Genomic DNA, 25,994 nt, shown 5'->3' on the forward strand with positions numbered 1-25,994 from the left:
CCCCCGATTTTCATCCGGTGTGCCTGTAGCTCTAACGGGCATCATGTAGTTTTTTTCGTTCTCATGATCCTGCTGGCGTCCTGCGGTTGTATCGATACGCAGAGCCCCGTCGAGGATGACGGCATGCAAAACGGCACTGCAGAAGGGTTGCCGGTAAACAGCTCTTTTACACCCACCTCCGCGGCTACCGGGGGTACGAAGATACCCGTCGACCTCTCGCAGATCGAGGTCAGAGGCGGGCCGAACTTCAGCCCGAATGTCACGTTGATCTCTTCGATCCTACAAGACGATCCGCGTACAGGCATCCTGATCGAGAATGGGTGGATTATCACATCGATCAATGAGCCGTTACAGTCTTGGGACATCGCGGACCCGGTACGGCTCGAGGAGTGGAACGCCACATCGACCAACGAGATGAATGATAAAAAAAGACCGCGCCAGGGGGTCCGCCACCGTGGAGTTCCAAAAGGAGGGGTTGTCGTTCTACATCGGAGTCGATGAACAGGAGGGGCGTACTGCCGGCGGTTACTGTGGTGCCGAGGTCTGGGTTGCAGAGCCCGTTTCTGGTCCTCATCCCGGGGATTATCATCAGGCTAAGGATAAGATGGAGGGATGGTGGCACGTCTTCGATGCCCGGAACGAGAGGGTTGTTATAATCTATAACAGCACGACAATCTTCTATCTTTACCCGTCGTACTCGATCATCAACATGGAGAGGATACTTGATTGTTCTCACAAGTGAGATGTCGACCGCCGCTGGCGAAGTAATGGGGAGTACATGAGCGGAACTGTGTGGTGCGTGGAACCTCCATGCAGTTTGGGTTGCATATCGGCAGTCTGGAGTGCTGGGAGATGATGAAAGCCACACCTGTAGTCTTTTTGTTGTTCGTATCAGCATGTACCGTGGGTTGCTGCACCGATGGAGCGGCCGGCTGCAGGCTCTCCCGGCGGTGTGCGGGAGACACCGGTGCAACAGCGTTCCAACATTGATGTGTCCGACATTCCGGTCGTCACCCCTGAACATATCCAGACAAACGGCTCGTACGTCGCCAGGATTGCGCTCGGCGACGGGCGGGCCCGGGCTCTCATCCAGCACGGCGGCAAACCCGAATCGATTGCCGTGCTCTTCCATTCTTGCCCGCGAAGCGACCCTTACTGCAACCGGAACCCGAGCCTCGTTATCCGCTACGAGGAGATCCGGTTTGCCGTCACCGTCGACGAAGCCACCAGAACAGTGCTCGGCGGCTCTGCGCTCGTGCCGAGCACTCCGGATCCGAACAAACCCTTCCCAACAGGGTATAAGACCCACGACTCCTCGACCGGGATCGATACGGTCTACCTGGGGGACGCCCCCGATCATGACCTACAAGGAGACGTCGCTCCTGTACCTGAACGAGTCATACGGCTGTTTTACCGGGACGATGACGGATCCCGCTCGGTAGAAAGTCCCTCCAACCTCGACGGGATCGTGGCGCGGTACCCAAGGCGGCCCACCCGCCCGAACAGCGGTACCGCCCCGTCCCTGAACCCTGTAAGGAGCACACGAAGACTCTTCGACCTTGTCTGGGAGGATCCCGCCGACCGCAATGACCGAACCCGTGGGTCCGGGGTGCTACCCTGCTGTCCGCATCAGATACGGGGTGATGACGATCGACCTCCTCGTCAACATCGACTACATGCATCGAGAAGACGTCAGTCGAGGTTCCGTCTGGATATCTCTCGCATGTCGACAATGTTACCGACAATTATCCATGACAGCGATGTGGTGCTTGCCCTCTGAGGGCACCCGGCCTCGGCCTATACCGGCTATTCCATCCCGCTGGCGATATTCTCCTGGGCATCGACCGGTCGGAGTTTCGACAGGAATGGGACGACGCTTCCTCTGCATGACAGGAAGATTGCCAATCGGTGAGACGTTACAGATCGCTTCAAAGGTGATCGGTTCACCGGGGAAGGCACCTCTCATCGCCCTGCGCAGCCCCCATTCCCGGCATTTTATAACTGCTTCGGGTGAATACCGGAGGAACTCCCCCCCTCAAAGGGTGGGCAAAACACATCATATTCCGACCTCGAGAACTTCAAAACCGCCACATGTGACCTGATACAGGAACGCTACCTCTATCCCAACGGGTCTCTGATCGGTTTCAGCTACGACATTAGCGGATATCTGCTGGTGAATATCTGGAACGGCCCGCCTCCACCGGAGAACGTCTCTTCCGTGGATTCACTGCACACGATGCTTGATGAGCGGGCAAAGAGCATGGGTAGTGGGAGTATCCCGGTGAAGTTCACGGTATTCATCTCTCCGCCGGAACTGGTCCTTGATTGCAACCGGTTGAACCCCCGGATCGTACCGACCCCTACGCACAGTCGCCGGAAAACAGCCCGGCAGAAGTCACTTCCCTCGATGCATTGACCGTGGCGCTTCACGATCCTGAGGTCATCAGGTTGCTGGAGAACGAGAGTATCGAGCTGATCACGTTCTCAAAAGGAACCTATCAGAAGGGGGTAATGACACCCAGATGGTCTTCCGCCCATAGGACTCTGACCCCGACGACTGCATGACCGCTCCGATGATCGTGGTCCAGGTTAACGATTCGTGCGGGGTTTACGCCACCTACGAGGCCTATCCTTCGTATATCCCGGACGATACTGATGGAGAAAAAGCCAGACAATCACCAGCAGAAAGTCTCCATATCATATCCGGCGTGCGGCATCCCCGGCGGGACCAGGTGACTCATGTGGACGCACCGATAATCCTTAGCGCCTACATCGGAGACGAACCTGACAGCCTCGAGGTAGTTCATGTGCTTGCTGATATTATAGCCCTCCGGAGCGATAGCGTCGACAAAGAGTAAGTCTATATCGGTCTCCCTCAGAAGGTCCCGGCTCTTTGCCGGTATATCCTCCCTTGTATCGGCGGTGTAGGCGACCACAACATCCCCGTCTTCGATCAGGAGTCCACATGTGTAGACCGGCGGGTGGTTCACCGGAAAGAACGTGAAGGTGACATCGAAGAGATCAAACGGCTCATACGCCGGGAGTGGATGCTTCTCAAACGGCAAGAAGTGGAGATAGCGGGAACAGTAGTCCATCACCGGCGGTGGCGCGTATACCGGTGGCACCTTTTGAACCCTGTAAAACTCCCCGAACCCGATGAAATGGTCGTAATGGCCGTGAGACCATATGACCGCATCGATATGAGGTGAACCTGCCCGGAGCAACTGTTGCCGCAGGTCCGGTGACGACTCCACAAGGATGTGTTTACTCCCAATCTCTATGAGGAGGGAGGTCCGCAGTCGCGACCACCCTCTTGCGACCATCTCCCTGCAGTTCTCGCAGTCGCACCCCACCTTCGGAGTTCCGATGGCATCACCGGTCCCGAGCAGCGTTATCCTCATCTCAGTGCCCGGCCCGGATGAGGTTGCGCTCTTCGACCCTGAGAAGCCCCTGTTCGATATCCACCGGGCTGATCCGGTGCCGACCTTCCATCAGCGCCGACATTACTGCCTCCTTCATCATCATCCGTAGATCGGATCCCGAGAACCCTTCCGTCCTGGCGGCGAGGTCTGCAAAATCACAGTCGCACTCGATCGTGGCCGCAACCTTCTCCAGGATCGCCTGCCTCATCTTACGGTCCGGAAGTGGGAACTCCACAACCTCGTCAAACCGCCGCCAGGCCGCCTCATCCAGGATGCGGGGATGATTCGTTGCACCGATGAGGAGAACACCGTTCTTCACGAAACTTATCTGGTCGATGTTTTTTAAGAGCATATTCACCGCGCGCTTCATAGCGCCGTGATCGTCGCTGACCCGGGTCTTTGCGACGAAATCAAACTCGTCTATGAAGAGAATGCAGGGTGCGAGTCTCTTTGCAAGTTCAAAGATCCGGTCGATGTTCTTTGAGGTCTCACCCAGATACTGCGAGGTGACCATTGCAAGGCGGACTTCAAGAACCGGCATATGCAGTTCCGGGGACATCGCAAGCGCAAGCGACGTCTTCCCGGTGCCGGGAGGGCCAACGAAAAGGAAACGGCCAAACTCATAGATCCCGTGCTGTTTTAAGAAATCGCGGTGCTCGAGGGCAACACCGATCTTCCTGATGACCTCCTCCTGGCGGGGGGTGCAGACCAGTTTTTCGAGCGTAAACTCAACCTCCGCCGGAGCGCTGATGATGATGAGGTCGCGAGCCTCCCGCATCTCCTCGCTCTCCCCGACGATACGGGAGACTTTCGCCTCGATGTAATCCTTCGTATCCTCAAACCGCTGGTTCTTCGCCCGAACATCCCGATAGCGGACAGCAATACCGTCCCTCCCTTCAAAATATGATGCAAGAACGGGGTTCCCCTCGATCAGATCCTTCCCCCCTTTTTTGACGAACCATGACGCTGCCGTATCGAGCGAAAGAAGATTCAGGCGCTGCCCGAACTCCTCGTAACCGACGAAGGGGTTGGCACGAACAGCCTGACAGACGGCCTCCGGGACGCCAAGGACTTTCTTGATCGCCCCTTCACTAACGATCAGGGGTCTTTTCACCCCGGGGTTCCCGCCGCTCCCGGCACCAAAAAACTCCCGGCTGCGCGGGTTGAGATCGTTGATGTCGAGAGCCTCGTTCCGGTTAAATATCTCAGCGGTCAGCAGGAGTTCGATTACGGTAAGGAGATCAGGCGTGACAGTAGTTTCGCCGGTCATATCTGTGAACTGACATATTTGCACGCGACATCAATAAGTATAACTCAGCGGGTGGTGACCTCGCATCCATCTGCCGTAACTATCAGGGTATGTTCGGCCTGAGAAACGAACGAACCCTGGATATCGTGCAGAACAGGGAATGGGTGGAGAATACCATCTCGCACCAGTGTGGATAACCCCAGATCGACCCTGTCCCCCGGAACCCAGCGTCGCGAGAAGGGAAGACCTCTCCGCGGCCGGGCGGTCTCGAGGATCCGTTTGGCCGACGGCAACCGCGTCGGGCGGGCCGCCACCTGTTTATAGATCTCTACCCTGGGCGCCTCGACAACCCTCCCCAAACCCGTGGTAGCAAAAGGCTCGATTGCAAAGACCATCCCCTCGAGAAGGACCGCTCCGCCGCTCATGGCAATGTTCGGGATCATGGGTTTCGCATGGAGATCGTAACGGTCAAGACCATGCCCGGTGAGGTTTGAAACAGGTTTGTAGCCGTGCTCTTCGATCTTCGACTGGATGATCGCCCCCAGGTCGGCGGCGATAACTCCCGGCCGAACGGCGGCGATCGCCGCATCGAGGGCCGCACTGGAGGCCTCGACAAGTGGTCCGTGATTGCCGAGGTCGACGGTCATTGCGGTGTCGGCGATGTAGCCGTCGACGTGAACCCCGAGATCGACCTTGATCAGGTCCCCTCTGGCAAAAGTCCGCTCATCGCCCGGCATGGCGGTATCATGTGCCGCGGCCTCGTTTAAGGAGACGTTTAAGGGGAAGGCAAGTTGCGCACCCTCCCCTATAACCATCCCTTCCGTCGTTTCAACCATTTCCAGGAGGGAGACGCCCTCCTTTACGAGATCCGCCCCCCTGCGGAGGACCTTCCTTGCCAGCGCTCCGGCTTCCCTGTAGGCGTCGTAGACTCTGTCATCCATGCTCATACTGTAAGCCTCTCTTCGTATTGGGTGAACCGGTCAAACCCGGTCTCTGTAACCACACCCATATCCTCCAGGCGGACACCACCGATACCCGGGTAGTATAGCCCAGGTTCAACGGTGACCACGTTGCCCACACAAAGTTCCCCGCCCTCGGGGCCCAGGGAGGGATCTTCATGCACCTCAAGCCCGACGCCGTGACCGAGGCTATGGGTGAACCCCCGCATGTTGCTCTCGTAGCCGCGGTCGCGGAAGAGATCCACCACCTCACGATACAGGTCAGCGCCATGTGCCCCGGCACGAAGCATCGATATAGCGTGTTCCTTTGCTGCTCTGACGGCATCATGCATCTCCCTGATGGCGGGAGAGGGTTCGCCTTTCACGACCGTGCGGGTCATATCAGCATGATAACCGGTTCTTTCGTCCTGCGGGAAGATATCTATGACAATGGGTTCATCCTCGAGAAGAGGGCCGCTACCCTGGTGATGTGGGAGGGCGGTGTCTGGGCCGCAGGAGACGATGGTATCGACCCCACGGTAACCATGAGCGAGAAGAGTGGTGTGCATCTCTGTTCTGACGGCTTCAGAGGTGAGGTGGGCACCGTTCCGATAGAGGATACCGTCTTTCGCGACAGATGAGCGGATAAGCGCTATGCCCCTCCCTATCGCGGCCTCGGTAACGCGCTGGGCATCGCGTATCCACTCGATCTCTTCCGGTGTCTTGACAGCCCGCATACCTTCAACCACCCCCCTCTCGTCGAGTATTACCGGTTGAAACAACTCCAGGTGGCGAGCGAGAGCAAGCGGGAAGAAAGAGGGAGCGAGGATAGGGCCGCCGGCCATCTCTGCGATCACGTGCGCCGTCGCCCGCCAGCGGGACTCACCGGCTCTGATGTAGTCGAGGAACCCCACATCGGCGCGGGTGACGACCGCTGCAATCGATTCGCGCACCGCACGTTCATACTCCATCTGCGAGACCACGATCAACCCGCGCTCCCGGGGTTTGCGGAGATATATCACCGGGTCGGTGGTGCGAAACCGGGTCAGGTAGCGCACGTTAGCGTCTTCGGACGACCCATAGGCCACGTATGCCGCCGCGCCGGCATCCAGGATGGCCAAATCCAGTCTGCTCATTCTACCACTTTCTGGGGATACCACAAGTACTTTTATCCCACGCGTTCAAGTATGAGTGATGGATGAGGCAACGAAACGGTCATTCAAGACAAAGTTCGCCATGCTGACGATCATGCTCAACATCATCATACTCTGTTTCGCCATAGGCGTCTTTGTCCTCTTCCGGTTTGCACCCGAAGGGACGCCTGGGCTTGCGATAGGTCTTCTCCTCCTGGCTGCAGGAGCGGTCACCTCCATATTGTTCCGGAAACAGTATATCCAGACGAAGGTCTGGCTGAACGAACAACCGTAATTGGCGGGCATTCACCCGCGCGGCAACCATGCTATCAAAGATCAAATCCGAGATCGAGCTCGTCTCAAGGCACCTTGAGGTTATCCGGGTGGTAGTGGAGCATCAACCTATCGGTATAATGAGACTCGCCGAACTCCTAGATCTCCCCTACCACCGGGTTCGCTACTCTCTGCGGATCCTGGAACAGGAGGGCTACATCCGCGCTTCGCCGGCCGGGGCGGTGGCAACACCGCTGGCGGCTGATCTTCTCTCCAGCCTTGATGATGAGGTAGACGAACTGATTGAACTCCTGCAGGCCATCCGGAAGACTAATTCCCGTAATGTTTAATATGATTCAATCAAGAGTGTATAGGGCAACTGTTCCGGTGCCGCCATAACTCAGTTGGTAGAGTGGCTGGCTGTTAACCAGCATGTCACAGGTTCGAGTCCTGTTGGCGGCGCTTCCTGTTTCGTTATACTTGCCCGTTGCGGCACTCCCGATCGTTTCTGGATATACCATCAGATAGGCCCACCTACGCTCTATAGAGGCAAGGCATACTGACCGCTGTTTTTTAGGCATTATCTGTGCATCGGATGTCATCCTTCCTGCATTCTGCACTACAGCGTGCACAAACACATCCCGTGTCGTGACCGGAATTGCCAGAGCATCGTGGGCCAGAAGATCAGGATTAGCCCCCCTCCAGAACTACCTGGATCTTCAGCCTTATTTTACCGTTAGATCCGCACTCCACGGGTAAAAGGTCGGTCCCCTTGAAAAATAAACCTGCTCTATGGCCTGATATTAGATCCTGGTAGTTTAAAACCGTGAAAAATGTGTATCATCTGCGTTGTTGGCGGGCAATTGCCAGAAACACGGGGGAAACTCTGGAGAAGACCCATGCACGGGCCTTGCCAGGTGGTGGGAGTGTTTTGCATCCAGGGAAGAAAGTGTCCGTGTGAGACGATGAGATAGGGGAGGGCGTTCCGCCCCCTCTCCCCGTCATCCCCACCCCAAGAGGGCGATTTTTCCATGGATACAGTCAGGGGTATCTCTCCGGATCGTCTCGCTCACGTTTCCCTGACACGACCTTCCCGGGTCTATCGCCACGCACTGCCCGCCGCCTATCCAGGGGCGGGAGGAGGCCACGATAGCGGTCGGGTGGTGGAGGCGGTCAGCGAATACCGTTCGACCTGAGATGCAGGAGACAGGGGCGATTCTACCTCGACACACTGCCCTGGAGGCATCTACTGGTGTCAACACGATAACCCCATCACCGAGATCCTGTTTCTGCCCCCTGCTACGGCCCTCCCTGGCAATCACCCCGCACTTACCCCCCAAGGGGGGTGGAGAAAGGGAAACTTCGCTTTATGTGGAGTTACTGAACCGTTGTGCTCCAGCAGAATGTATGCCGCAATGCCCGGGTTACAGTTGGCGTTAACCAGAAGACGAAGACTCAGAAAAGATGGCTGAATGGTGAAATCTGGAGGAGGCTAATCAGAATTGGACGACAGGGCACTCTACGTTCACAACTCCCTCCAACCCCACGATCCTGAACTCATTCTGGCCGGTAGGGGCAATCTCGAATAAAAACGTTTGTAATCACCGAGGTCTACCTCGATGTATCAGGAGGAGGTCGAGATAGCGAGACTGGTGCTGGTCGACACGGTGACAGGAACGCGGATCAGACACCGCATCAGGAATATGAAGCAGGCCTTGAAGCAGCAGGAGTGGTATGAGACAACCCTCGGACGCCGTGTTCGGATCGAGAAGGAGTTCAGGCGGTAAAAGACAAGGATGGTCCATAGGAGATACGATAACCCTCATCAGGTGCATTGAATAGTCATGCAGCGTGATACATTGAGATCTCTCTCGCCGGGGGATGCCCTCAAGGAGGCAGAGGTATCCCGCCGGGAGAAGGTGAAGAACCCGGCGGTGGCCGCAGCGCTCTCGCTCCTCTTCAACGGCCTCGGACAGGCCTACAACGGTCAGTTTGCAAAAGGGATCCTGGTGCTGCTCGGGAGCCTGTTTGGCCTCTTTATCATGATCCTGCCGGGTGTGGCGATCTGGCTCTGGGGTGCCTACGACGCCTACCGGACGGCGAAGGGGATGAACGAAGGGGATATCCCATACAGAGAGACAGGCGCACTTAAAATCGTCGCTTTCCTGGTGGTCTGGGCGGTGACAATAATCTCGTTATCGGCGGCAGCGATGATGCTCCTCATCGCGATTGGGCTTGAGTGGATGCTGTGAGCGGGCGATGCTGTCTGTCAGGCAACGCAGGGGCCAGACCGGTGGCGGCATAGACCCGATCCCGGGATACTGTTAAATCCTGCTATCCGGTAGAATAGGCGTATCTAAAAAAAGAGTTGCGTGTCTTGCCCGACCAACGAGGTTCCAATCTCGGGGGGTAAGTCCTTCCCGAAATAGATGAGGCTACCCTGAGGTAGGTGGGACAAAGTAGGGAGGGTTTTACTAATTTATCTTTTGCGCCCTTCAAAAAACTACATGATGCCCGTTAGAGCTACAGGCATACCGGATGAAAATCGGGGGTCATTTTCATACGAAAAATCGAGTGCGATCACAGTTCTGGGTTCTATAATGCTGTAGTGGACACAATCGTTCTCCCGGTAACGCCGGTGCAGCGCACCCACCACAAAATCTGCTGCCTACACGGTTCAGTCCGAGAGTCAACCTTCCAGGCAATTCCACCCGGCATCCATCACGCGTCATCCCCACCACCGGAGAACACCTCGATATGCGCCCACACCTCAAATTTCTGATTTATTAGCACAATTGGAAATATTCATATTACCTGATCGACAACAAAACCGTATGAGAGGCTCCCCTGCAAACCAGTTCATATGCCTCATCCTGCTGTTAGTTCTAATCCCAGCCACAGTTTGGGGCGCCACAGTCACCCGAACTCTCTCCACCGCTGAACCCGGGGCAGGCGAGGTCTTCGAGGTTTCACTCTCGATAGAAGGGATCACCCTCGGCGGCGTTGTGGAGACTCTTCCGGCCGGCTACTCCATTGTGGGAACCGACCACCCGGACGACCGCATCCTGGTCAGAGACAGGCAGGTCGCATTTGCGCTGGTAAACGACACCCTGATAACCTACCAGGTCATGGCGCCCTCCTCCGGCAGCGGGGATATCACCGGCATCTGGGAAGACTTCCTGGGCGAGTCAAACGGCACCATCCCCGCCTCGCATCTCGCAGTGGACGGTATCGAGACAGAGGTGGAGAGCACCCCACAGGAGAGGCCGACACAGGAGGCCGCCCCACCGTTTGCTGTCCTCGCGGCAGTCGTTGCTCTCATCATCGCCCGGTGGGGTGGTCAGCGATGAAACATCGCATCATCCTCATCCTTTTTCTCCCCATGCTCATCGCCGTCCCGGCATCGGCGGTTGATGGCATCCCGGGGGATGCCAATGGTGATGACGTCCTCACCTTCAGCGAGTACAACGCGGCGGTCCTCTCATACCTCGACGCCGTTTACATGGGCGGTGCTGGAAACCTCGACCGCAACGACATACAGGACGCCGCCTGGGTCTACATCCACCGGGATGGAAAACCCCTTGTTGTCACCGATTCATCGGGTAGAACCCTGACGCTCTACCGCCCACTGCGCCGGGTTGTGACCTTCAGCGGTGAGGCTCTCGAGACGCTGCGGTCGGTCGGGTTCGATATGGAGAAGGTTGTCGCCGTCGATAAGTTCAGCCACGAGAAGACCACGTTCTTCCCGGAGTGCCTGGATAAATCAGACATTGGCTCAATCTGGTCGCCGGATATGGAGAGGGTCGTCTCCCTTAAACCGGACGCGGTATTCCTCTACGCAAGCATCAGCACATCGGCATGCGACGATATTCAGCGTAGGCTTGAGGCGAGCAGCCCGGGTATCCGGGTCTTCCGGTTTGACTGTTTCAAGCCCGCAACCTATCCGGAGGAGATCCGAAAGATCGCCATGATAATCGACGAACCCCGGCAAGGAGAAGAGTTTGCTTCGTTCTATGAGTCAACGATGAACTGGATCCGGAACGGCACGGCAGAGATCCCGACCGATGAGCGTGTCCGTGTATACTTTGAGTACTGGACGGCCTACAAAACCGTCGCAGCCGGATCGGGGTATAACGAGAAGATAGAGATCGCCGGAGGGCTGAACCCCTTTGCCGGCGAGAGCGGCGAGTATCCCCTCATCGACCCTGAGGCGGTCATCGTCGCTGACCCCCAGGTGATCGTGAAACTGGCCGGACAGGGCCTGACCGTAGGCGGCTACGCGCGGCACGACCCCGAAGCGCTCGCTGAGATCAGATCGGCGCTGCTTGAACGCCCCGGATGGTCCAGGATCTCCGCCGTGAAGGACGGTCGGGTCTATGTCATCCATTCAGATATCCTGGGGGGTGCCCAGCACTTCATCGGAACGGCTTACCTGGCAAAGTGGTTCTACCCCGACAGGTTCACCGACCTCGACCCGCGCGCCATCCACCAGCGCTACCTCAGTGAGTTCCAGGGGATCGATTTCGATCTTGCGTCTGAGGGAAGTTTCGTCTACCCGGGATAAGGAGCCATAACCAATGGAGCAGTATATCAGTCTTTACGAGGGCTACGCGCGACTGAAAAGGACTCGTGCTGCCTTTATACTTGCCCTCACCTTCGGACTCGTCCTCCTCATCGGGATAGCGGTCACGCTCGGGTCGGCCGATCTCGGGATAGGCGAGTCATACCTCGCGATACTGGCCGGACTCTTTCCAGGCACATTTAGCGCTCCGGATCTCGCGATCACCATCGTCTGGGACTACAGGCTTCACCGGGTGCTCTTCGCGGTCTGTGCCGGGTTCGGGCTCGCGGTGGCAGGTTCGGTGATGCAGGGGATCCTCCGAAACCCGCTTGCAAGCCCCTTCACGTTAGGTATCGCCTCGGCCGCAGCCACCGGCGCATCTATCGCCATAGTCCTGGGTGCCGGGGTTGCTGGCGGGGAGTACCTCATCATAGGCAACGCCTTCCTCTTTGCCCTGCTTGCTGCGTTCGGCATCTACGGGATGGCTCGATACAGGGGGATCGGTTCAGAGACCATGGTACTTGCGGGGATCGCGCTCATGTATCTCTTCTCAGCGGTGACCTCCCTCCTTCAGTATGTCGGCAGCAGCGAACAACTCCAGGCGGTGGTATTCTGGATGTTCGGCTCGGTTGATAAGTCAACCTGGCCAAAACTCGGGATCGTTGCCCTCGTCCTTGCCTGCACCGTCCCCTACCTGATCTACCGTGCCTGGGACCTCAACGCCCTGGCAGAGGGTGACGAGGTGGCGGCTGGTCTCGGCGTGCCGGTCGAACGTTCTATGACGGTCATGATGCTTATCGCCTCACTGATCACCGCGGTGATCATCTGTTTCACCGGCACGATCGGGTTCATCGGGCTGGTGGCACCACACATCACACGCATGGTTATCGGAAGCGATTTCAGGACGCTCCTTCCTGCATCCGGTCTCACCGGTGCCCTCCTTCTCCTTGCGGCAGACAGTATCGCCCGGAGCATCCTTGCACCGCAGGTCATCCCTGTCGGGATCGTGACCGCATTCCTTGGGGTGCCGTTCTTCATCTACCTCTTCCTGCACCGGAGGGATGCATGATGCCGCTGATATCGATCGAAGACCTCTCATTTGCCTACCGTGACCGGGAGGTGCTCCACGAAATCACCTTTCCGGTAGAGGGAGGAGAGGTTCTCGGGCTTGTGGGGCCGAATGGCTGCGGGAAGACAACGCTCATCCGGTGCATCAACGGGATGCTCTCTCCACGACGCGGGAGGGTGGTGCTCGATGGTCGGGATATCCGCAACATGCACCGGCGCGAGGTTGCACGGGCGGTGGCCTACGTACCGCAATCTGCCGGAAACCGGACAACTGCAACGGTATTTGAGACTGTCCTGATGGGGAGGCGGCCATACCTGAACTGGAAGGTGAGTCCCACCGATGAGGAGAAAGTGGTTGAGGCGCTCACCCTCCTCGACCTCGAGGAACTTGCGCTCCGGAGGGTTGCCGAACTCTCCGGAGGGGAGCGCCAGCGGGTTATGATCGCACGGGCGCTTGTGCAGGAGACAGGCGCTATCTTCCTGGATGAACCGACCAGCAACCTGGATGTCTGCCACCAGATGGGGGTAATGGAGATCCTCCGTGACCTTGCCGATAAGAAGGGGCTTGCGATCGTCATCGCGCTCCATGACCTCAACCTCGCGGCCACCTACTGCCACCGTCTCCTGGTACTTGAAGGCGGGTCGATCTACAGCTATGGGGCTCCAGCGGAGGTCCTCACCGAAGATATGCTCAGGTCGGTCTACGGAATTGAGGCGGTGGTGAAACGGGACATGCCGGCGCCCTACATCGTCCCCCTACGCCGGGGGTGTCTGGAGAGTGGGCTTAAACCTGCTCGCTCCTCTCAATGAGGTATTCATAGTCCAGATGACCGATGAGTTGGGGGGGTTGCACCTCTCCCGGGGTTGGGCCAGTTAGGGGAGAGGTTGACGTCCAACACAGGACGACTTCCCCATCTCCCGACGTCCTCCTGGATTGACTTCCTATGGAGCGTATCCCTTGGGCTGGACCACGGGGCGGCAGAGTGATGAGAGGCAAGCTGACGCACCCTGCCCAGAAACAGGTATGGCCGGAACGAAATGGATGAAATTATTAGTGGGTGCGTCAATCCCTCTCTTCATGGGGTCTACTGTCAGACTGGATCTCCCCAGGATCCTGGAGGTGACAGGCGAGTTACAACACTTCCTCGAGCTCGGAACTGCACGCCTGGAGACGGAAGGACAGTTATCAGAAGAGGAGTCAGAGGCGCTGATCTTCTCCCTTGCAGACGAACTTGAAGACCACCTGAGAACGATGCGAGAGTGGAAGGGGTCAGCCAGTATAAGCGATCTCCAGAAGTGGACAAGGGCCTGGATCAACGAGCAGGAAGAAGATCTCAGGAGAGGAGAGGACACAGGATAACCGCCGGGTCGATAGAGATTATCCCTCATCCCCGCCGGTCCCGCTTCACCTCGACCCAGCGCTTCTTCTTTCCGCAGCGTTCGCACCGTTGCTCCCACTCGATGACGTTTGAGGAGTACTCATCGTAGCCCCGCTTCCGGCCCCACCGATGGAGACCGAGCCTGCAGAGGAGGTGCCCCGGTGCCGCCATGGTTCCCTCCCAGTTTTTCCCCTTCCGTCCGGATGAATCTTTGCCCGGAGGCCCACCTCAGGGTATGATCTCACAACTGTTGTAGCGCCGGTGGGAGAAGTCCTCCAGCCCGATTCTGCCATCCTGGATGAGAGACCTGACATGCGGGAGTGCCTCCGAGAGAGCGGCATGCAGGTTCTCAACCGTGCTGCAGACTATCCGCCGCCCCTCCTCTGGCCAGGGTCGGAGGAGGTTTGAGTAAAGGCAGCGACCACCGCAGAACCCGAGGATACCACACTCGGTGCAGGGTTCCCCAACAGCGGTCACCTGTAGGTGGAGGGGATCCGCCGTCGCTATGTGCCCGGCGTAGTAGTCCTTCATCCCGACCATTATGGGGCATGGAGCAATATGCCCATCGGTCATGATGCTGTAGTTCGCGTGGCCGCAACCGCACCGGAGGGTGCTCGGCCGGCCGAGCAGCATATCCTCCATCGGCTCGATGAAGGGATACCAGCGGAGCACCCGTGCCTTCCGTCGCATCGTCTCTACCCAGAAGGCCACAAGCGAGCGGATGCCGGGGTTATAACTCTCTGACACCCATGTGGCGTAGTCTCGCATCTCGTAGTCGTTCCAGAAGTTTGCGTCCATCTGCCAGTGGACGGCCGGGAATGAGAACCTCTCGTTCTCTGTGAGATATCGAACTGCCTCAACGATATCGGTATCCTCGGTCACAGTCATACGGGCGATCAGTTCGCCCCCAAACCCACCGGCCACAAGGCCACAGAGGTTTCTCATGACCCGATTAAACGTCCCCTCGCCCCTGTGGGCGTCGGTGAGACTCTCAGGGCCGTCGATCGATATCAGGATGGTATCAAACCGGTTTACGATGGCAGGTTCGAGGCGGTCAAGGAGCGTTCCGTTGGTGTGCAGGATCAGCGCCGATACCGGGGCGTCGCGGGCGATCTCGCTGACCAGTTCGGGGGCAAGGAGGGGTTCCCCCCCATAGAAGATGAGTACGGGATCGGGGTCTTTTGCCAGGAACCGGTAGAGGTCATCGAGATCGATATCGAGGTCAACCGGCAGGTCCTCGTCGATGGCGATCCCGGTTTGGTCTGGGGGGTCGACGAAAAACGCCTTCCCTCGGCAGTAGGTGCAGCAGAGGTTGCAGGCATCGGTCAGGATGAGATGGTAGTACACAGAAGGTCTCTTATTATTAGGGGGTATCTACGGGAAAAAGGTGAGGATTGAGAGGTCACGCTCCTCTTTCCTGCCAGGACGAAAAGATGAAGACCCCCCGGATAAAATAACTCTTATGTCAGAGACCGAGAACGAGAGACTCACCGAACGCGTCATCGACCCCCGCAACCTGGTCGCCTATCAGTCAGGATCGATCGTCAGCCGGATGCTCATAAATGCCCCTGCAGGCACCATAACGGTCTTTGCCTTCGACGCGGGCGAAGGTCTCTCAGAGCACACCGCACCTTACGATGCCGTCCTCCAGGTACTGGAAGGGGAGGCTCTCATCACCATCGAGGGCACGGATTATCCCCTCAAAGCGGGGGAGATTATCATAATGCCCGCCGGGAAACCCCACGCTGTCCAGGCCGTCACGCAGTTCAAGATGATGCTGACGATGATCCACGCCTGATCCAACCCCACGGCTAGCGGAGGCGGTGTTTTTATCCAGTCGGGCACCCTCGTAACCGTTGAGTCCGCAACGCATACCACAGAGGAAGTAACATGGATAACCACCTATCTCCCGATGAGTGTCGGATGACCGCGTGGCACGCTCTCCCGGTGGACGAGGTAGAGCGACTGCTCGCATCATCGACAGATGGTCTCACTGAAGAGGAGGCTGCCCGGCGAAAAGAGGTCTTCGGAGAGAACGCACTCCCGAAGAAGCGCCCACCGACAGTCTTTGAGGTCTTCCTCCGCCAGTTCAAGAGCCCGCTCATCTACGTTCTCCTTGCGGCCGCGATCATCTCCATCCTCTTCGTCGATCTCACCGATGCAATATTCATATTCGCCGTCCTCCTCCTAAACGCCGTAATTGGAACTTTTCAGGAGGTGAAGGCAGAGAAGGGTGCAACAGCGTTGCAGGAGATGCTCAAGATCCATGCACGCGTGATACGGGGCGGCCGGGAGAAGGTTGTGCCTGCTGAGGACCTGGTTCCAGGCGACCGTGTCGTCCTGGAATCTGGCGACCGTGTACCTGCCGATATACGAATCATCAGAGCAAAGTCGCTCACCGTCGACGAGTCGCTCCTGACCGGCGAGTCCCATGCGGTCGAAAAGACCGCCGACCCGGTGGACGCGTCGCTGCCCACAAGTGACCGACGGAGTATGCTTTATGCCGGCAGCACTGTCATGACCGGGCGCTGCACCGGAGTTGTGGTCGCTACAGGCCAGAATACCGAGATCGGTCAGATCGCAGAGAGCGTCACGGGGTCAGAGGGTGGCAAAGCCCCGCTCGTCATCCGTATGGAGGACTTCTCGCGCAAGATCGCCCTCGCCATCCTTGCTGCTACAGGGGTGCTCGCGATCATCGTGCTTGGCCAGGGGATGCCTATCCTCGATGTCTTCTTCCTTGCCGTGGCCCTTGCGGTCTCGGCAATTCCCGAGGGGTTGCCGGTCGCACTGACCGTTGCACTCTCGATCGCGGCGTCTCGGATGGCGGGACGCAATGTCATCGTCCGGTTCCTCGCTGCGGTGGAGAGTCTCGGCAGCTGCACGCTGATCGCAAGTGACAAGACCGGGACGCTCACCGTGAACCAGCAGACCGCCAGGGTCATCGCCCTCCCCACCGGTGAGAGATTCAGCGTAACCGGCGCCGGTTACGCTGGTGAGGGAGATGTCCTCGACGAGGACGGTGGCCCGGTGGCCGGGCCCGGCCGCTCCAGACTGGAGCAGCTTGCCCGGGCCACAGTGATCTGTAACGAGGCCACGCTGGAGCAGACCGACAAAGGAGATTGGACACACCAGGGTGATGCGATTGACGTGGCTTTTCTCGCACTCGCCTACAAACTCGGCCTTGATCCCGCTGCCATCCGCCAGGGTGCGCCATCCATTGCCGAGATCCCGTTCGAGTCCGACCGGCGCTACGCTGCCGTCTGGTACCGCGACGGGGATGAGATCCGGGTAGCGGTCAAGGGGGCAGTCGAGACCCTGCTCCCGCTCTGCCAGAGCATGGTTGCCGGGAGAGGCGGAAGTCTCCCCATCGATCCAGACCGCTTAGAGAAGGAACTCGAGTTCCTGACCTCACAGGGCTACCGCGTGCTTGCTGTGGCCCACGGTCGGGAAGAGAGAGAGGTCTCCGTGGAGAACCCGCAACTTCCTCCCCTTGAACTACTCGGCCTGGTCGGGTTTATCGACCCGATCCGACCTGATGTCCCGGATGCCGTCCGACGGTGCCGTGAAGCAGGGGTAGATGTGGTGATGGTGACAGGCGACCATCCCGCAACGGCCCTTGCCATTGCACGTGAACTGGAGATCGCCGACTCGCCAGAACAGGTGATCACAGGCGCGGAAATAGGCGATACAGGTGACTCGATCACACCAGAGTTTGTCGAGCGGGTGAAGCGGGCCCGGGTCTTTGCTAGGGTGACACCGCTACAGAAACTCCAGATTGTCAAGGCCTACCGGGAGAGCGGGGCTTTTGTTGCGGTCACAGGAGACGGGGTCAACGACGCCCCGGCACTCCGGAGCGCGAATATCGGGATCGCGATGGGTTCAGGGACAGATGTGGCCAAGGACACGGCGTCGCTGATCATCGCCGACGATAACTTCGCCTCGATCGTTGCAGGTATCGAAGAGGGACGCTACGCTTACGACAACGTCCGCAAAGTCGTCTACCTCCTGATCTCGACCGGGTTTGCGGAAGTTCTTCTCTTCATGCTCGCCATCGCACTGGGTCTGCCGCTGCCGCTTTTTGCAGTCCAGCTCCTCTGGCTGAACCTGGTGACAAACGGGATCCAGGATGTGGCACTTGCATTCGAGGGCGGGGAGCCCGGCGTAATGAAACGGCCTCCGCGAAGGCCGGATGAAGGGATCTTCAACCAGCTGATGATAGAGGAGACACTCCTATCCGGCACCGTCATGGCGGTGGTGGCGTTTGGCGCCTGGTACTGGATGCTCGGCAACGGCTGGGACGAGTTCTCGGCCAGGAACATGCTTGTCCTGCTGATGGTGCTCTTCGAGAACATCCACGCCTTCAACTGCCGGTCGGAGTATATCTCTGCTTTCCGCGTCCCGGTGAGTCGCAACTACTACCTCTTTGCAGGAGTCGTTATTGCACAGGGTATACACATCCTCGCACTGCATATCCCCGTCTTCCAGAACGTGCTCCAGGTGCAGCCGGTCTCCCTGGCAGAATGGGCCTTCCTGCTTGCCCTCGCCTCCACCGTCGTGATCGTGATGGAGATCTTCAAGGCCGTAAGAAAACACCAGCCACCACACCACAAAGTGGAGGAGACTCTTTGATCCGGTTGGCGCTCTACCGACCGACCAACCATCCAGGACAGGGATAGGAAAGTGGGCATCTGGTGAGAAAACCCCACTCTCACTCCAACCTTCTCCTTGTTGAATTAGACCTGGTTGGCGGACACGTATCCCCGATGACCCCTTCTATCAGGTCATCTCCGCTTTTTATTGTGAAAGAACTCTCAAACAACCGGCACCGCCCCGAAGATCCAGGCGATATAGACTGCATAGCCAAGGAGCAGGATGCCCGACCAGACCCGCACGATGCGGGGACGGGCAAAGAGCAGTGGAAGGATAGCGACCGAGAAGAGCACGACAACAACGATATCGATGGGTGATCCGATCGTCGCGGGGGCAAGGAGGAGGCTTATCCCGAGTACCAGCAGGAGGTTAAAGATGTTGCTTCCGAGGATGTTGCCGACCGAGATGGATCCCTTGTCTTTTGCGGCGGCGACTACCGATGTTGCGAGTTCCGGGATGGAGGTGCCGACAGCGACGACCGAGACGCCGATGACAAACGCCGGGATCCCAAGGGCCTCCGCGAACGTGACAGCGCCGTCGACGACCAGTTGTGCCCCGATGATGACCGCAGCAAGCCCGAGGCTGATGTAGAGAGCGTCAACCCATCCATGTGACCTGAGTTCGACACCTTCCTCCTCACGCTCCTCCCGCAGGAGGAGAAGAAGGATACCCACAAAGAGTATGAGGAAAATTGTGCCGGCAAAGACGTCAAGTATCCCCATAAAGGCGAAAACTGCAAACACCGCCGTCGCAACGAGCATCAGCCAGGTGTAGCGGATCAGGGAGGAGCGAGACGTCCCGGAGGCGGTGATCATCCCCGGCCGGATGAGGGTGCAGAGCGCGAGGACAAGAGCGATGTTTGCTATGTTGCTCCCAATGACGTTTCCAACCGCTATATCTGAGTTTCCAATGGCCGCAGCGCTCGTGCTGACAACGAGCTCGGGTAAAGAGGTACCAAAAGCGATTATCGTTGACCCTATAAGGGCAGGGGAGATCCGGTGCCGGAGAGCAAGACCGCTTCCACCGCCAACGAAGAGATCGGCCCCTTTGACCAGGAGCAATACACCGATGATGAATAGGACGAATGTCGCGATCACAGAAAACACACCACCGAATATTGGGATTTGTTGGATCGGGGAGAATAATACGTTTCCGGAGCTTGATAGGGGGCCTCAGATGAGTGGGGGACCGTTGATCGAGACGAACCGCATCTGCCGAAGCAGATATCCCCTCCGGCGTCCAAATACCCCGATAGAGATCCGCCAGACACCGACTCGACTGCCTGGGGATAGAGGGTGGGTGCTGAACTACGTTCACGTTTGACGAACAGATTGCCGCCCTTGAGGCAGAGCGCGACCGACTTTTCCGGTTCCCGGAGGACGAGTTTATTGCGATCGTCCAGGACGTGGGGTTCTCCTGCGACCGCTGTGGCCGGTGCTGCACACGCGAGTTTAACGGTCACGTCTTTCTGCTTGAGGAGGACACCGAGAGCGTCCGATCGTTTGCGCCCGATGTCATCATCCCGGCTCCGGGCTTCGACGCCTGCGACGACGAGGGGAGGTTCTACGTCTCCGGGTATGCCTTAAAGACGAGACCTGACGGATCATGTATCTTCCTTGATGATGGCAGGTGCAGTATATACGAGCGGCGGTTCTCCATCTGCCGGGTTTACCCCTACATGCTCCACCGCGAGGCCGACGAGAAGGGCAGGGTTGACTGGCGGCAGATAAGCGGCCTTAACGAGCATGGAACCTACAACAACCCGATCGACGATGCCGAATGCGCCAGGATCTTTCGGGAGACTGTGGCGTACGAGGCGGCATTCCTCGACCAGGAGATCAGGTTCCGCCAGGCCCTGCGTGACCTCTTCGCACGGGAAGGACTGCGATATGTCCGGCGGACATACGACCACCTGATGCGGGAGTTCCGCAACGGTGCCAAGGTAGAGGTTCGTGTCTTCCACCAGGGGCGTTTTGAATCGCACCTCATCAAGCACGATCTCTACGACCGATGAGATGGGGTTGGGCACCCCATGAGCCGTCCTTACACGCAAGATGCCTGAGGGTGCAGTGCCTCCCTCGGCACTGCGGTGACACCCCGCTCCTCCAGGCCTGACCTGACTCTACCCACCCTTCAGGCGTTCTCCCCCGCACCCTCTTCCTTTGGTTTCTTCGCGGGTTTCTCCGGCTTCACGTAGGTTATGTGATAGCGCTCAACCACACGGTCCACAACTGGTGGGAAGTACTCCTGTTCCATCGTGAGGCTATCAAACTGACAGCCCTCAACGCACTCGCCACAGGCAATGCACCGCATGCGATCGATCTCCCAGAAGTTTGCCTCTTTGTCCAGGTTGATCGCCCCCGAGGGACACCGCCGGGAGCAGATGCCACATGAACGACAGGTGGCCGGGTTGAAGACAACATGTCCCCGGGTGATCGGACCCTTCCTTGCCGCCACGGCAGGGTAGCGCCGGGTGGCGGGACCACCAGAAAGATTTCGGAGAACCGTCTTTGTCATCTGAAATATTCCCATTCCTCGTTCACCTCTCCGTACAGCTGATACAGGGATCGATCGAGAGCACAACCACCGGGACATCCGCAAGCTGGACGCCCGGGAGCATCTTCACGAGCGATGGTATGTTTGTTAGCGTCGGTGTCCGGATGCGGGCACGAGACAGGTTCTTTGTCCCGTCACCCCTGAGATAGTAGACAACCTCGCCCCTCGGTTGCTCCGCACGGGAGAAATACTCACCTTCCGGCGTTCCTCTGACCTTCACATCGATCGGGCCCTCTGGCATCTCCTCGATCGCACGCCTGACCAGGTCGATTGAGGCATGGACCTCTCTGAGCCTTACAGCGCACCTGGCATAGCAGTCGCCCGCGGTCTCGATGACCGGTTTGAAACCGAGATCCCCATAGGCGGCGTAGCCAGTCTCCCGATGATCCATCTCGACACCGCTTGCCCTCGCAGTCGGGCCAACAGCGCCAAGGTCGTAGGCTTCCGCCTTTGACAGGACACCAAGCCCACGGAGACGGTTTTTCACCGTCGTATCGTTTAAGAAGACATGGCCGAGGTCACGGCATTCCTCCTCGAAAGACTCAAGTCCACGGTGAATCTCATCGAGTTTCTCCTGCCCTATATCTCGCCGAACACCACCGACCTTACAGGTGCCCTGGATGACCCGGCCGCCGGTCGTGTCCTCCAGCACGTCAAGCACCTTCTCACGGAGGCGCCATGAGCGCATGAAGAGGTTCTCGAAGCCCATCGAGTCAGCAAAGAGCCCGAGCCAGAGGAGGTGAGAGTGAAGACGGGAGTACTCTGACCATATCGTCCGGAGGTATCGCGCACGGTCGGGGACCTCGATCTCCATGATCTTCTCTATACCCTGACAGTAACAGAGGCTGTGAATAAAACTGCAGATCCCGCAGATCCTTTCAGCCACGTATACGAACTCGGGATACTCACGCTTCTGCACAAGCTGCTCGAGTCCACGGTGGATGTAGCCGATGGAGGGGATCGCCTCCACCACCTTCTCGTCCTCAAGGACGAGATCGATGTGGATCGGCTCAGGCAGCACAGGGTGTTGCGGCCCGAACGGCACGATTATTCGTTCTGGCATGGGTCCTCCCCCTTCCTGGTGACGCTGAACGGATACTTCTTAGCCGTCCTGATGAACGTCCCCTTAAAGTCGATGTTGATCCCGGAGACAGGGATCCCGAAGAGGTCGTGCATCTCGTTCTCATAGACGAACGCTCCCCAGTAGATCCCGGAGATGCTTGGAACCTCCGTATCGGGCCCGACCTTCAGACGGAGGTTTTTGAGGTGGTAGCCCTTATCAAACGAGTAGTTGATCTCATATATCCCACCGACGTCGGTGCACCCAATCTGGACGAGACGGTATCCGTCGGCATGAAGCCTATCGACCTCCCGGAGTAGATCAGGATGGGCGACCTCGATGATCGTCTGTTCCTCCTGTAGTGTCATGCAGTCTCACCTGCCTCTTCTGAATGCTGCTCCATCACTTTCATCTTCGCTCGCTTCTCCTCCAGGATCGAGAGCGCCTTCACGACACCATCGATGATCTGCTCCGGCCTTGCCGCACAACCAGGGACGTAGACGTCCACCGGGATCACTCTGTCGACTCCACCAACGATGTTGTAGCACTCCCGGAATATGCCGCCCGATGCGGCGCAGATACCGACCGCAACGACAACTCTGGGCTCCGGCATCTGCTCATAGAGATTCTTCACCACCTGCCGGTTCTGCTCGTTTACCCCGCCGGTGATCAGCAGGATGTCCGCGTGTTTGGGGTTCCCGGTGTTGATGATGCCGAACCGCTCCACATCGTAGAGCGGTGTCAGGCATGCCAGTACCTCGATATCGCAGCCGTTACAGCTCGACGCATCGTAGTGAAGGATCCAGGGTGATCGCTTCAGGAATGCCATGCTACTCATGCACCTCCAAGCGTCATATAAGAGAGGATCGCCAGGTTCACGATCCCGAGCAACGCCGCAAACCACCCGGTCTTCAGCGCCGCCTGCCACCGCACACGTGCCGTGGTGTTATCGACAAAGATCTCAGCAAGATACGTGAGCGCGACCGCAACCACCCCGATCACCGGGTTCCAGGCGAAGAATAGGTAGACCAGACCCAGGAGGAATACAGTCTCATACCAGTGCGCGATCTCGATCGTCCCGAGTGTCGGGCCCGAGAACTCGGTCGTTATGCCCTTGACGATCTCCTGGTGGGCGTGGTGCGACGTCGATATGTCGAACGGGGACTTCCTGAACTTGATCGTGAGGACGATGGCAAGGCCAATGAAGACACCCGGAAGGTAGAGAATGGCCGGAACGACCACTGCGGCAATCTCGGCAACATAGAAACTGTTCGTGACCATGTAGAGACCGACCGCCACAAGTATGACCATCGGTTCGTAGGCCATCAGCTGGATCAGCTCGCGCTCCGCCCCGATGTGGCTGTAGGGGGAGTGGACGGCGTATGCACCGAGCACCAGGAAGACGTGGGCGAGAGTGAAGGCAAAGACTGTCAGCAGCAGGTCCCCTCCCGCGAAGAAGAGCGCGCCGGCAAGGGCAATGAAGACCAGGTAAGCAAGAACGTAGAAGTTCTGCGCCGTGGTGACAACAACCCGCTCCTTCTCGAAAAGCTTTCCAACATCGTAGAACGGCTGCAGGAGCGGCGGGCCGACTCTCCCCTGCATCCTAGCGGTGATCTTACGATCGATTCCGGCAATGAGACCGCCTGCCAGGGGTGCCAGGATAAGGAATAAGACCGCACCTATAAGCCATGTCCAGGTCATAGCGCCACCCCTGCAAGGATCCACGAGACTATTATCAACGCTGTGCAGACCGCCAATCCCGGACGGAAGAGTTTTGCTTCCCCGAAGTAGTCGTTAAGGTAATAGTTCCTGGTCTGCGCCTCCCGGGTGATGCCAAGAGATCCCACAAACTGGCGACCTGGCGTCGCCGGTCTCCCGCCCATGTAAGCGGGCAGGTGTTTTGCGCTCCTCTTGAAGAGCATGAATGAGACCGGTAACACGAGAAGCAGGGCCATCATCAGGATCATTATCGCGACGTTCGCCTGCGCCATGCGCGCTGTAACCCCATATATGGCAAGAACGTATGGTTCAACCAGCAGAGAGGATACCAGCGGGAATAGGAGGGTGGCCGCTACCACGAGACCCGTGAGGAGGTATAGGGGGGCCCAGGGCTCCTCCAGGATACCTTTCTCCACACGCTCCCGCTCCCGGGTGACCGCAACCAGTTTGCCCATCCACTTCGCCCAGAAAAAGACCGTTACAGCGCTCCCGTAGGCCAGGATTGCTATGAAGATCAGCCCGAATGGGGCCTGAACAAATGCCTCGATCGCAGCCCATTTCGAGATCAGCATCCCGAAGGGCGCAAGGAACATCCCGGCCATCCCGATGAACATCATCACGGCCATACGAGGCATCCGGACGATCAGACCCTCCATATCCTCGATATCCCTGCTACCGATCCTGTGCTCGATCATTCCAGTCCCAAGGAAGAGGAGCGCCTTCGCGATGGCATGGAATAGGATCAGGAGTATCGCGGCCCATACAAGCATGTAGGTTCCAACACCCGCACATGCGGCTATAAGGCCGAGGTTTGCGATCGTCGAGTAGGCGAGAACCCGTTTCGCGTTGCTCTGCGATATCGCGATCGCAGACGCAAGAACGAATGTCAGGCCGCCTACGAGCCCTATGGAGAACCCAGTAAGCGTCCCTGCAAAGACCGGTGCGAACCTGACCAGTATGTATACACCAGCCTTGACCATGGTGCTCGAGTGGAGGAGGGCCGAGACCGGGGTCGGGGCCACCATCGCTCCGAGGAGCCAGGAGGAAAACGGCATCAATGCAGCCTTTGTGATCCCGGCAAACCCGATCAGCGCCGCCGGAAGCAGGATAACGGCAGCATCGCCTGATGAGAGCACCCCCGCAAGGTCGATACCCCCGCTCAAAGGTGCGGTGGCGGCAAGGATGATGAGCGCCGCAACGAACGCGACCCCACCGAGCAGGTTCATCACCAGCGCCAGGAACGCGTTCTTCGTTGCCTCCTCAGTCTCCGCGTAACCGATCAGCAGGAACGACGTGATCGTTGTGATCTCCCAGAAGAATAGGACCCACATCAGGTTGTTGGAGAAGACCAGGCCAAACATCGCAGCCAGGAAGATGAAGATAACAAAGAAGAACGTCCTCTGCCGGTCACGCACCTCGGGATGGTGATGATGGTAGGTCTCCATGTACCTGACCGAGTAGACGGCTATGAGGCTCCCGATGATCCCGATGATCAGGGCCATGATGATGGAGAACTGATCGATGAAGAGGTTGTTCTCAACATGGAGGCTCCCCGAATACGTCGTTTCAAGATATACCAGCAGAGCCGCCTGGACAACGGCCAGCGCGATTGCCAGGTAGTTCTTGAACTTTACACCCATGTAGATGATGAAGAGCGCAAGCCCCATCTCAATGACCAGCATGAGCGGGTCGACCGTCCCTGAGGGCACGGCAAAGTAGACCGCGCCCGCAAACACATACCGCACAAGCAGGTATATCGACACCCCGCCGATAGCAAGAGCCGAGAGGATGACCACCACGTAGCGCAATGCCGTCCGTTTCACGAACAACAAAAGACATGCGATGATGATGGGAAATAATATCAGGAAGAGCAGCGTCTGCACTATTGTCCCTCGCAAAGGAAATATGCTCCACTTACATAATTAATCATTCCAAATTGACATGAGGAGGAATCCACACTCCGGGATCGATCTTTTGTGTATACCG

28 protein-coding genes and 1 tRNA gene are annotated in these 25,994 nt (G+C 58.0%); 16 read left to right on the forward strand and 13 right to left on the reverse strand.

The genetic code is table 11. The features are described 5' to 3' along the window. Positions 1 to 418: 418 nt before the first annotated feature. The 3 genes from QMC91_RS07840 to QMC91_RS07850 all read left to right on the forward strand — a co-directional run bounded on the left by QMC91_RS07840 (position 419) and on the right by QMC91_RS07850 (position 2,416). Positions 419 to 742 carry a hypothetical protein gene (locus tag QMC91_RS07840; RefSeq protein ID WP_300237443.1) on the forward strand — a complete coding sequence of 108 codons (324 nt, stop codon included), beginning with the start codon at positions 419 to 421 and terminating at the stop codon, positions 740 to 742. 177 nt (positions 743 to 919) lie between these two features. Then, on the forward strand, positions 920 to 1,780 hold the full coding sequence (locus tag QMC91_RS07845) for a hypothetical protein (protein ID WP_300237445.1): 861 nt from the start codon (positions 920 to 922) through the stop codon (positions 1,778 to 1,780). Between the two features lie 438 nt (positions 1,781 to 2,218). Beyond that, a complete protein-coding gene (locus tag QMC91_RS07850) occupies positions 2,219 to 2,416 on the forward strand; it encodes a hypothetical protein (protein WP_300237447.1) in 198 nt (65 codons plus the stop codon). A 259-nt stretch (positions 2,417 to 2,675) separates the two neighbouring features. On the opposite strand, the gene QMC91_RS07855 is transcribed toward QMC91_RS07850, so the two are convergent. Genes QMC91_RS07855 through QMC91_RS07870 form a run of 4 tightly spaced genes read right to left on the reverse strand, consistent with a single transcriptional unit; the run spans position 2,676 to position 6,745 of the window. After that, a complete protein-coding gene (locus QMC91_RS07855; protein ID WP_300237449.1) occupies positions 2,676 to 3,401 on the reverse strand; it encodes an MBL fold metallo-hydrolase in 726 nt (241 codons plus the stop codon). Between the two features lies 1 nt (position 3,402). Then, the gene (locus QMC91_RS07860) at positions 3,403 to 4,692 is read right to left on the reverse strand and encodes an ATP-binding protein (protein ID WP_300237451.1); all 1,290 of its coding nucleotides are present in this window, start codon (positions 4,690 to 4,692) and stop codon (positions 3,403 to 3,405) included. A 44-nt stretch (positions 4,693 to 4,736) separates the two neighbouring features. Beyond that, complete coding sequence (map, locus tag QMC91_RS07865) at positions 4,737 to 5,618, reverse strand: type II methionyl aminopeptidase (RefSeq protein WP_300237453.1); 882 nt, start codon at positions 5,616 to 5,618, stop codon at positions 4,737 to 4,739. Next, positions 5,615 to 6,745, reverse strand: a complete 1,131-nt coding sequence (locus QMC91_RS07870; RefSeq protein ID WP_300237455.1) for a Xaa-Pro peptidase family protein — start codon at positions 6,743 to 6,745, stop codon at positions 5,615 to 5,617. The genes map and QMC91_RS07870 overlap by 4 nt, the downstream gene beginning before the upstream one ends. A gap of 58 nt (positions 6,746 to 6,803) precedes the next feature. Here QMC91_RS07870 and QMC91_RS07875 point away from each other — a divergent pair, with 58 nt between their 5' ends. The 10 genes from QMC91_RS07875 to QMC91_RS07920 all read left to right on the forward strand — a co-directional run bounded on the left by QMC91_RS07875 (position 6,804) and on the right by QMC91_RS07920 (position 14,004). Further along, positions 6,804 to 7,037 (forward strand): hypothetical protein, encoded by a 234-nt coding sequence (locus QMC91_RS07875; protein WP_300237457.1) that lies wholly within the window; start codon positions 6,804 to 6,806, stop codon positions 7,035 to 7,037. A gap of 28 nt (positions 7,038 to 7,065) precedes the next feature. Beyond that, positions 7,066 to 7,365: a hypothetical protein gene (locus tag QMC91_RS07880; protein WP_300237459.1), complete on the forward strand. Its 300-nt coding sequence runs from the start codon at positions 7,066 to 7,068 to the stop codon at positions 7,363 to 7,365. Between the two features lie 39 nt (positions 7,366 to 7,404). Continuing rightward, positions 7,405 to 7,477, forward strand: a tRNA-Asn gene (locus tag QMC91_RS07885). Between the two features lie 1,157 nt (positions 7,478 to 8,634). Continuing rightward, a complete protein-coding gene (locus QMC91_RS07890; RefSeq protein ID WP_300237461.1) occupies positions 8,635 to 8,802 on the forward strand; it encodes a hypothetical protein in 168 nt (55 codons plus the stop codon). A gap of 57 nt (positions 8,803 to 8,859) precedes the next feature. Further along, positions 8,860 to 9,267: a hypothetical protein gene (locus QMC91_RS07895; protein WP_300237463.1), complete on the forward strand. Its 408-nt coding sequence runs from the start codon at positions 8,860 to 8,862 to the stop codon at positions 9,265 to 9,267. Positions 9,268 to 9,849: 582 nt separating this feature from the next. After that, complete coding sequence (locus tag QMC91_RS07900) at positions 9,850 to 10,365, forward strand: hypothetical protein (RefSeq protein WP_300237465.1); 516 nt, start codon at positions 9,850 to 9,852, stop codon at positions 10,363 to 10,365. Next, positions 10,362 to 11,579: an ABC transporter substrate-binding protein gene (locus QMC91_RS07905; RefSeq protein ID WP_300237467.1), complete on the forward strand. Its 1,218-nt coding sequence runs from the start codon at positions 10,362 to 10,364 to the stop codon at positions 11,577 to 11,579. Before QMC91_RS07900 ends, QMC91_RS07905 begins: the two co-directional genes overlap by 4 nt. A gap of 13 nt (positions 11,580 to 11,592) precedes the next feature. Next, the gene (locus tag QMC91_RS07910) at positions 11,593 to 12,645 is read left to right on the forward strand and encodes an iron ABC transporter permease (RefSeq protein ID WP_300237469.1); all 1,053 of its coding nucleotides are present in this window, start codon (positions 11,593 to 11,595) and stop codon (positions 12,643 to 12,645) included. Further along, the gene (locus QMC91_RS07915; RefSeq protein WP_366944394.1) at positions 12,642 to 13,454 is read left to right on the forward strand and encodes an ABC transporter ATP-binding protein; all 813 of its coding nucleotides are present in this window, start codon (positions 12,642 to 12,644) and stop codon (positions 13,452 to 13,454) included. The genes QMC91_RS07910 and QMC91_RS07915 overlap by 4 nt, the downstream gene beginning before the upstream one ends. A gap of 268 nt (positions 13,455 to 13,722) precedes the next feature. Next, complete coding sequence (locus QMC91_RS07920; protein WP_300237471.1) at positions 13,723 to 14,004, forward strand: hypothetical protein; 282 nt, start codon at positions 13,723 to 13,725, stop codon at positions 14,002 to 14,004. Positions 14,005 to 14,029: 25 nt separating this feature from the next. Here QMC91_RS07920 and QMC91_RS07925 read toward each other — a convergent pair whose 3' ends face one another. Together QMC91_RS07925 and QMC91_RS07930 are read right to left on the reverse strand one after the other, a co-directional pair. Further along, positions 14,030 to 14,194 (reverse strand): hypothetical protein, encoded by a 165-nt coding sequence (locus tag QMC91_RS07925; protein ID WP_300237473.1) that lies wholly within the window; start codon positions 14,192 to 14,194, stop codon positions 14,030 to 14,032. 57 nt (positions 14,195 to 14,251) lie between these two features. Further along, complete coding sequence (locus QMC91_RS07930; RefSeq protein ID WP_300237475.1) at positions 14,252 to 15,370, reverse strand: TIGR04084 family radical SAM/SPASM domain-containing protein; 1,119 nt, start codon at positions 15,368 to 15,370, stop codon at positions 14,252 to 14,254. A gap of 115 nt (positions 15,371 to 15,485) precedes the next feature. Between QMC91_RS07930 and QMC91_RS07935 the strand changes: the two genes are divergently transcribed. Both QMC91_RS07935 and QMC91_RS07940 read left to right on the forward strand, forming a co-directional pair. After that, positions 15,486 to 15,821 (forward strand): cupin domain-containing protein, encoded by a 336-nt coding sequence (locus tag QMC91_RS07935; RefSeq protein WP_300237477.1) that lies wholly within the window; start codon positions 15,486 to 15,488, stop codon positions 15,819 to 15,821. Positions 15,822 to 15,913: 92 nt separating this feature from the next. Next, positions 15,914 to 18,652, forward strand: coding sequence for an HAD-IC family P-type ATPase (locus tag QMC91_RS07940; protein ID WP_300237479.1), 2,739 nt, complete (start codon positions 15,914 to 15,916; stop codon positions 18,650 to 18,652). 182 nt (positions 18,653 to 18,834) lie between these two features. Here the strand turns inward: QMC91_RS07940 and QMC91_RS07945 are convergent, their stop codons facing one another. Continuing rightward, positions 18,835 to 19,770 (reverse strand): calcium/sodium antiporter, encoded by a 936-nt coding sequence (locus QMC91_RS07945; protein WP_300237481.1) that lies wholly within the window; start codon positions 19,768 to 19,770, stop codon positions 18,835 to 18,837. A gap of 308 nt (positions 19,771 to 20,078) precedes the next feature. On the opposite strand from QMC91_RS07945, the gene QMC91_RS07950 reads away from it, so the two are divergent. Next, positions 20,079 to 20,687: a YkgJ family cysteine cluster protein gene (locus QMC91_RS07950; RefSeq protein WP_300237483.1), complete on the forward strand. Its 609-nt coding sequence runs from the start codon at positions 20,079 to 20,081 to the stop codon at positions 20,685 to 20,687. 119 nt (positions 20,688 to 20,806) lie between these two features. On the opposite strand, the gene QMC91_RS07955 is transcribed toward QMC91_RS07950, so the two are convergent. Genes QMC91_RS07955 through QMC91_RS07980 form a run of 6 tightly spaced genes read right to left on the reverse strand, consistent with a single transcriptional unit; the run spans position 20,807 to position 25,831 of the window. Continuing rightward, positions 20,807 to 21,205 carry a 4Fe-4S dicluster domain-containing protein gene (locus QMC91_RS07955; protein WP_300237485.1) on the reverse strand — a complete coding sequence of 133 codons (399 nt, stop codon included), beginning with the start codon at positions 21,203 to 21,205 and terminating at the stop codon, positions 20,807 to 20,809. A 7-nt stretch (positions 21,206 to 21,212) separates the two neighbouring features. Then, a complete protein-coding gene (locus QMC91_RS07960; RefSeq protein ID WP_300237487.1) occupies positions 21,213 to 22,292 on the reverse strand; it encodes a nickel-dependent hydrogenase large subunit in 1,080 nt (359 codons plus the stop codon). Continuing rightward, the gene (locus QMC91_RS07965) at positions 22,277 to 22,657 is read right to left on the reverse strand and encodes an NADH-quinone oxidoreductase subunit C (RefSeq protein ID WP_300237489.1); all 381 of its coding nucleotides are present in this window, start codon (positions 22,655 to 22,657) and stop codon (positions 22,277 to 22,279) included. Before QMC91_RS07965 ends, QMC91_RS07960 begins: the two co-directional genes overlap by 16 nt. After that, entirely contained in the window at positions 22,654 to 23,118 is a 465-nt protein-coding gene (locus tag QMC91_RS07970; RefSeq protein ID WP_300237519.1) for an NADH-quinone oxidoreductase subunit B family protein, read from the reverse strand. Before QMC91_RS07970 ends, QMC91_RS07965 begins: the two co-directional genes overlap by 4 nt. Positions 23,119 to 23,123: 5 nt before the next feature. Then, positions 23,124 to 23,990 carry a respiratory chain complex I subunit 1 family protein gene (locus tag QMC91_RS07975; protein ID WP_300237491.1) on the reverse strand — a complete coding sequence of 289 codons (867 nt, stop codon included), beginning with the start codon at positions 23,988 to 23,990 and terminating at the stop codon, positions 23,124 to 23,126. Next, positions 23,987 to 25,831, reverse strand: a complete 1,845-nt coding sequence (locus QMC91_RS07980; protein ID WP_366944396.1) for a proton-conducting transporter membrane subunit — start codon at positions 25,829 to 25,831, stop codon at positions 23,987 to 23,989. Before QMC91_RS07980 ends, QMC91_RS07975 begins: the two co-directional genes overlap by 4 nt. Positions 25,832 to 25,994 lie beyond the last annotated feature (163 nt).

This window comes from Methanoculleus sp. (assembly GCF_030019085.1).
Taxonomy (GTDB): domain Archaea; phylum Halobacteriota; class Methanomicrobia; order Methanomicrobiales; family Methanoculleaceae; genus Methanoculleus.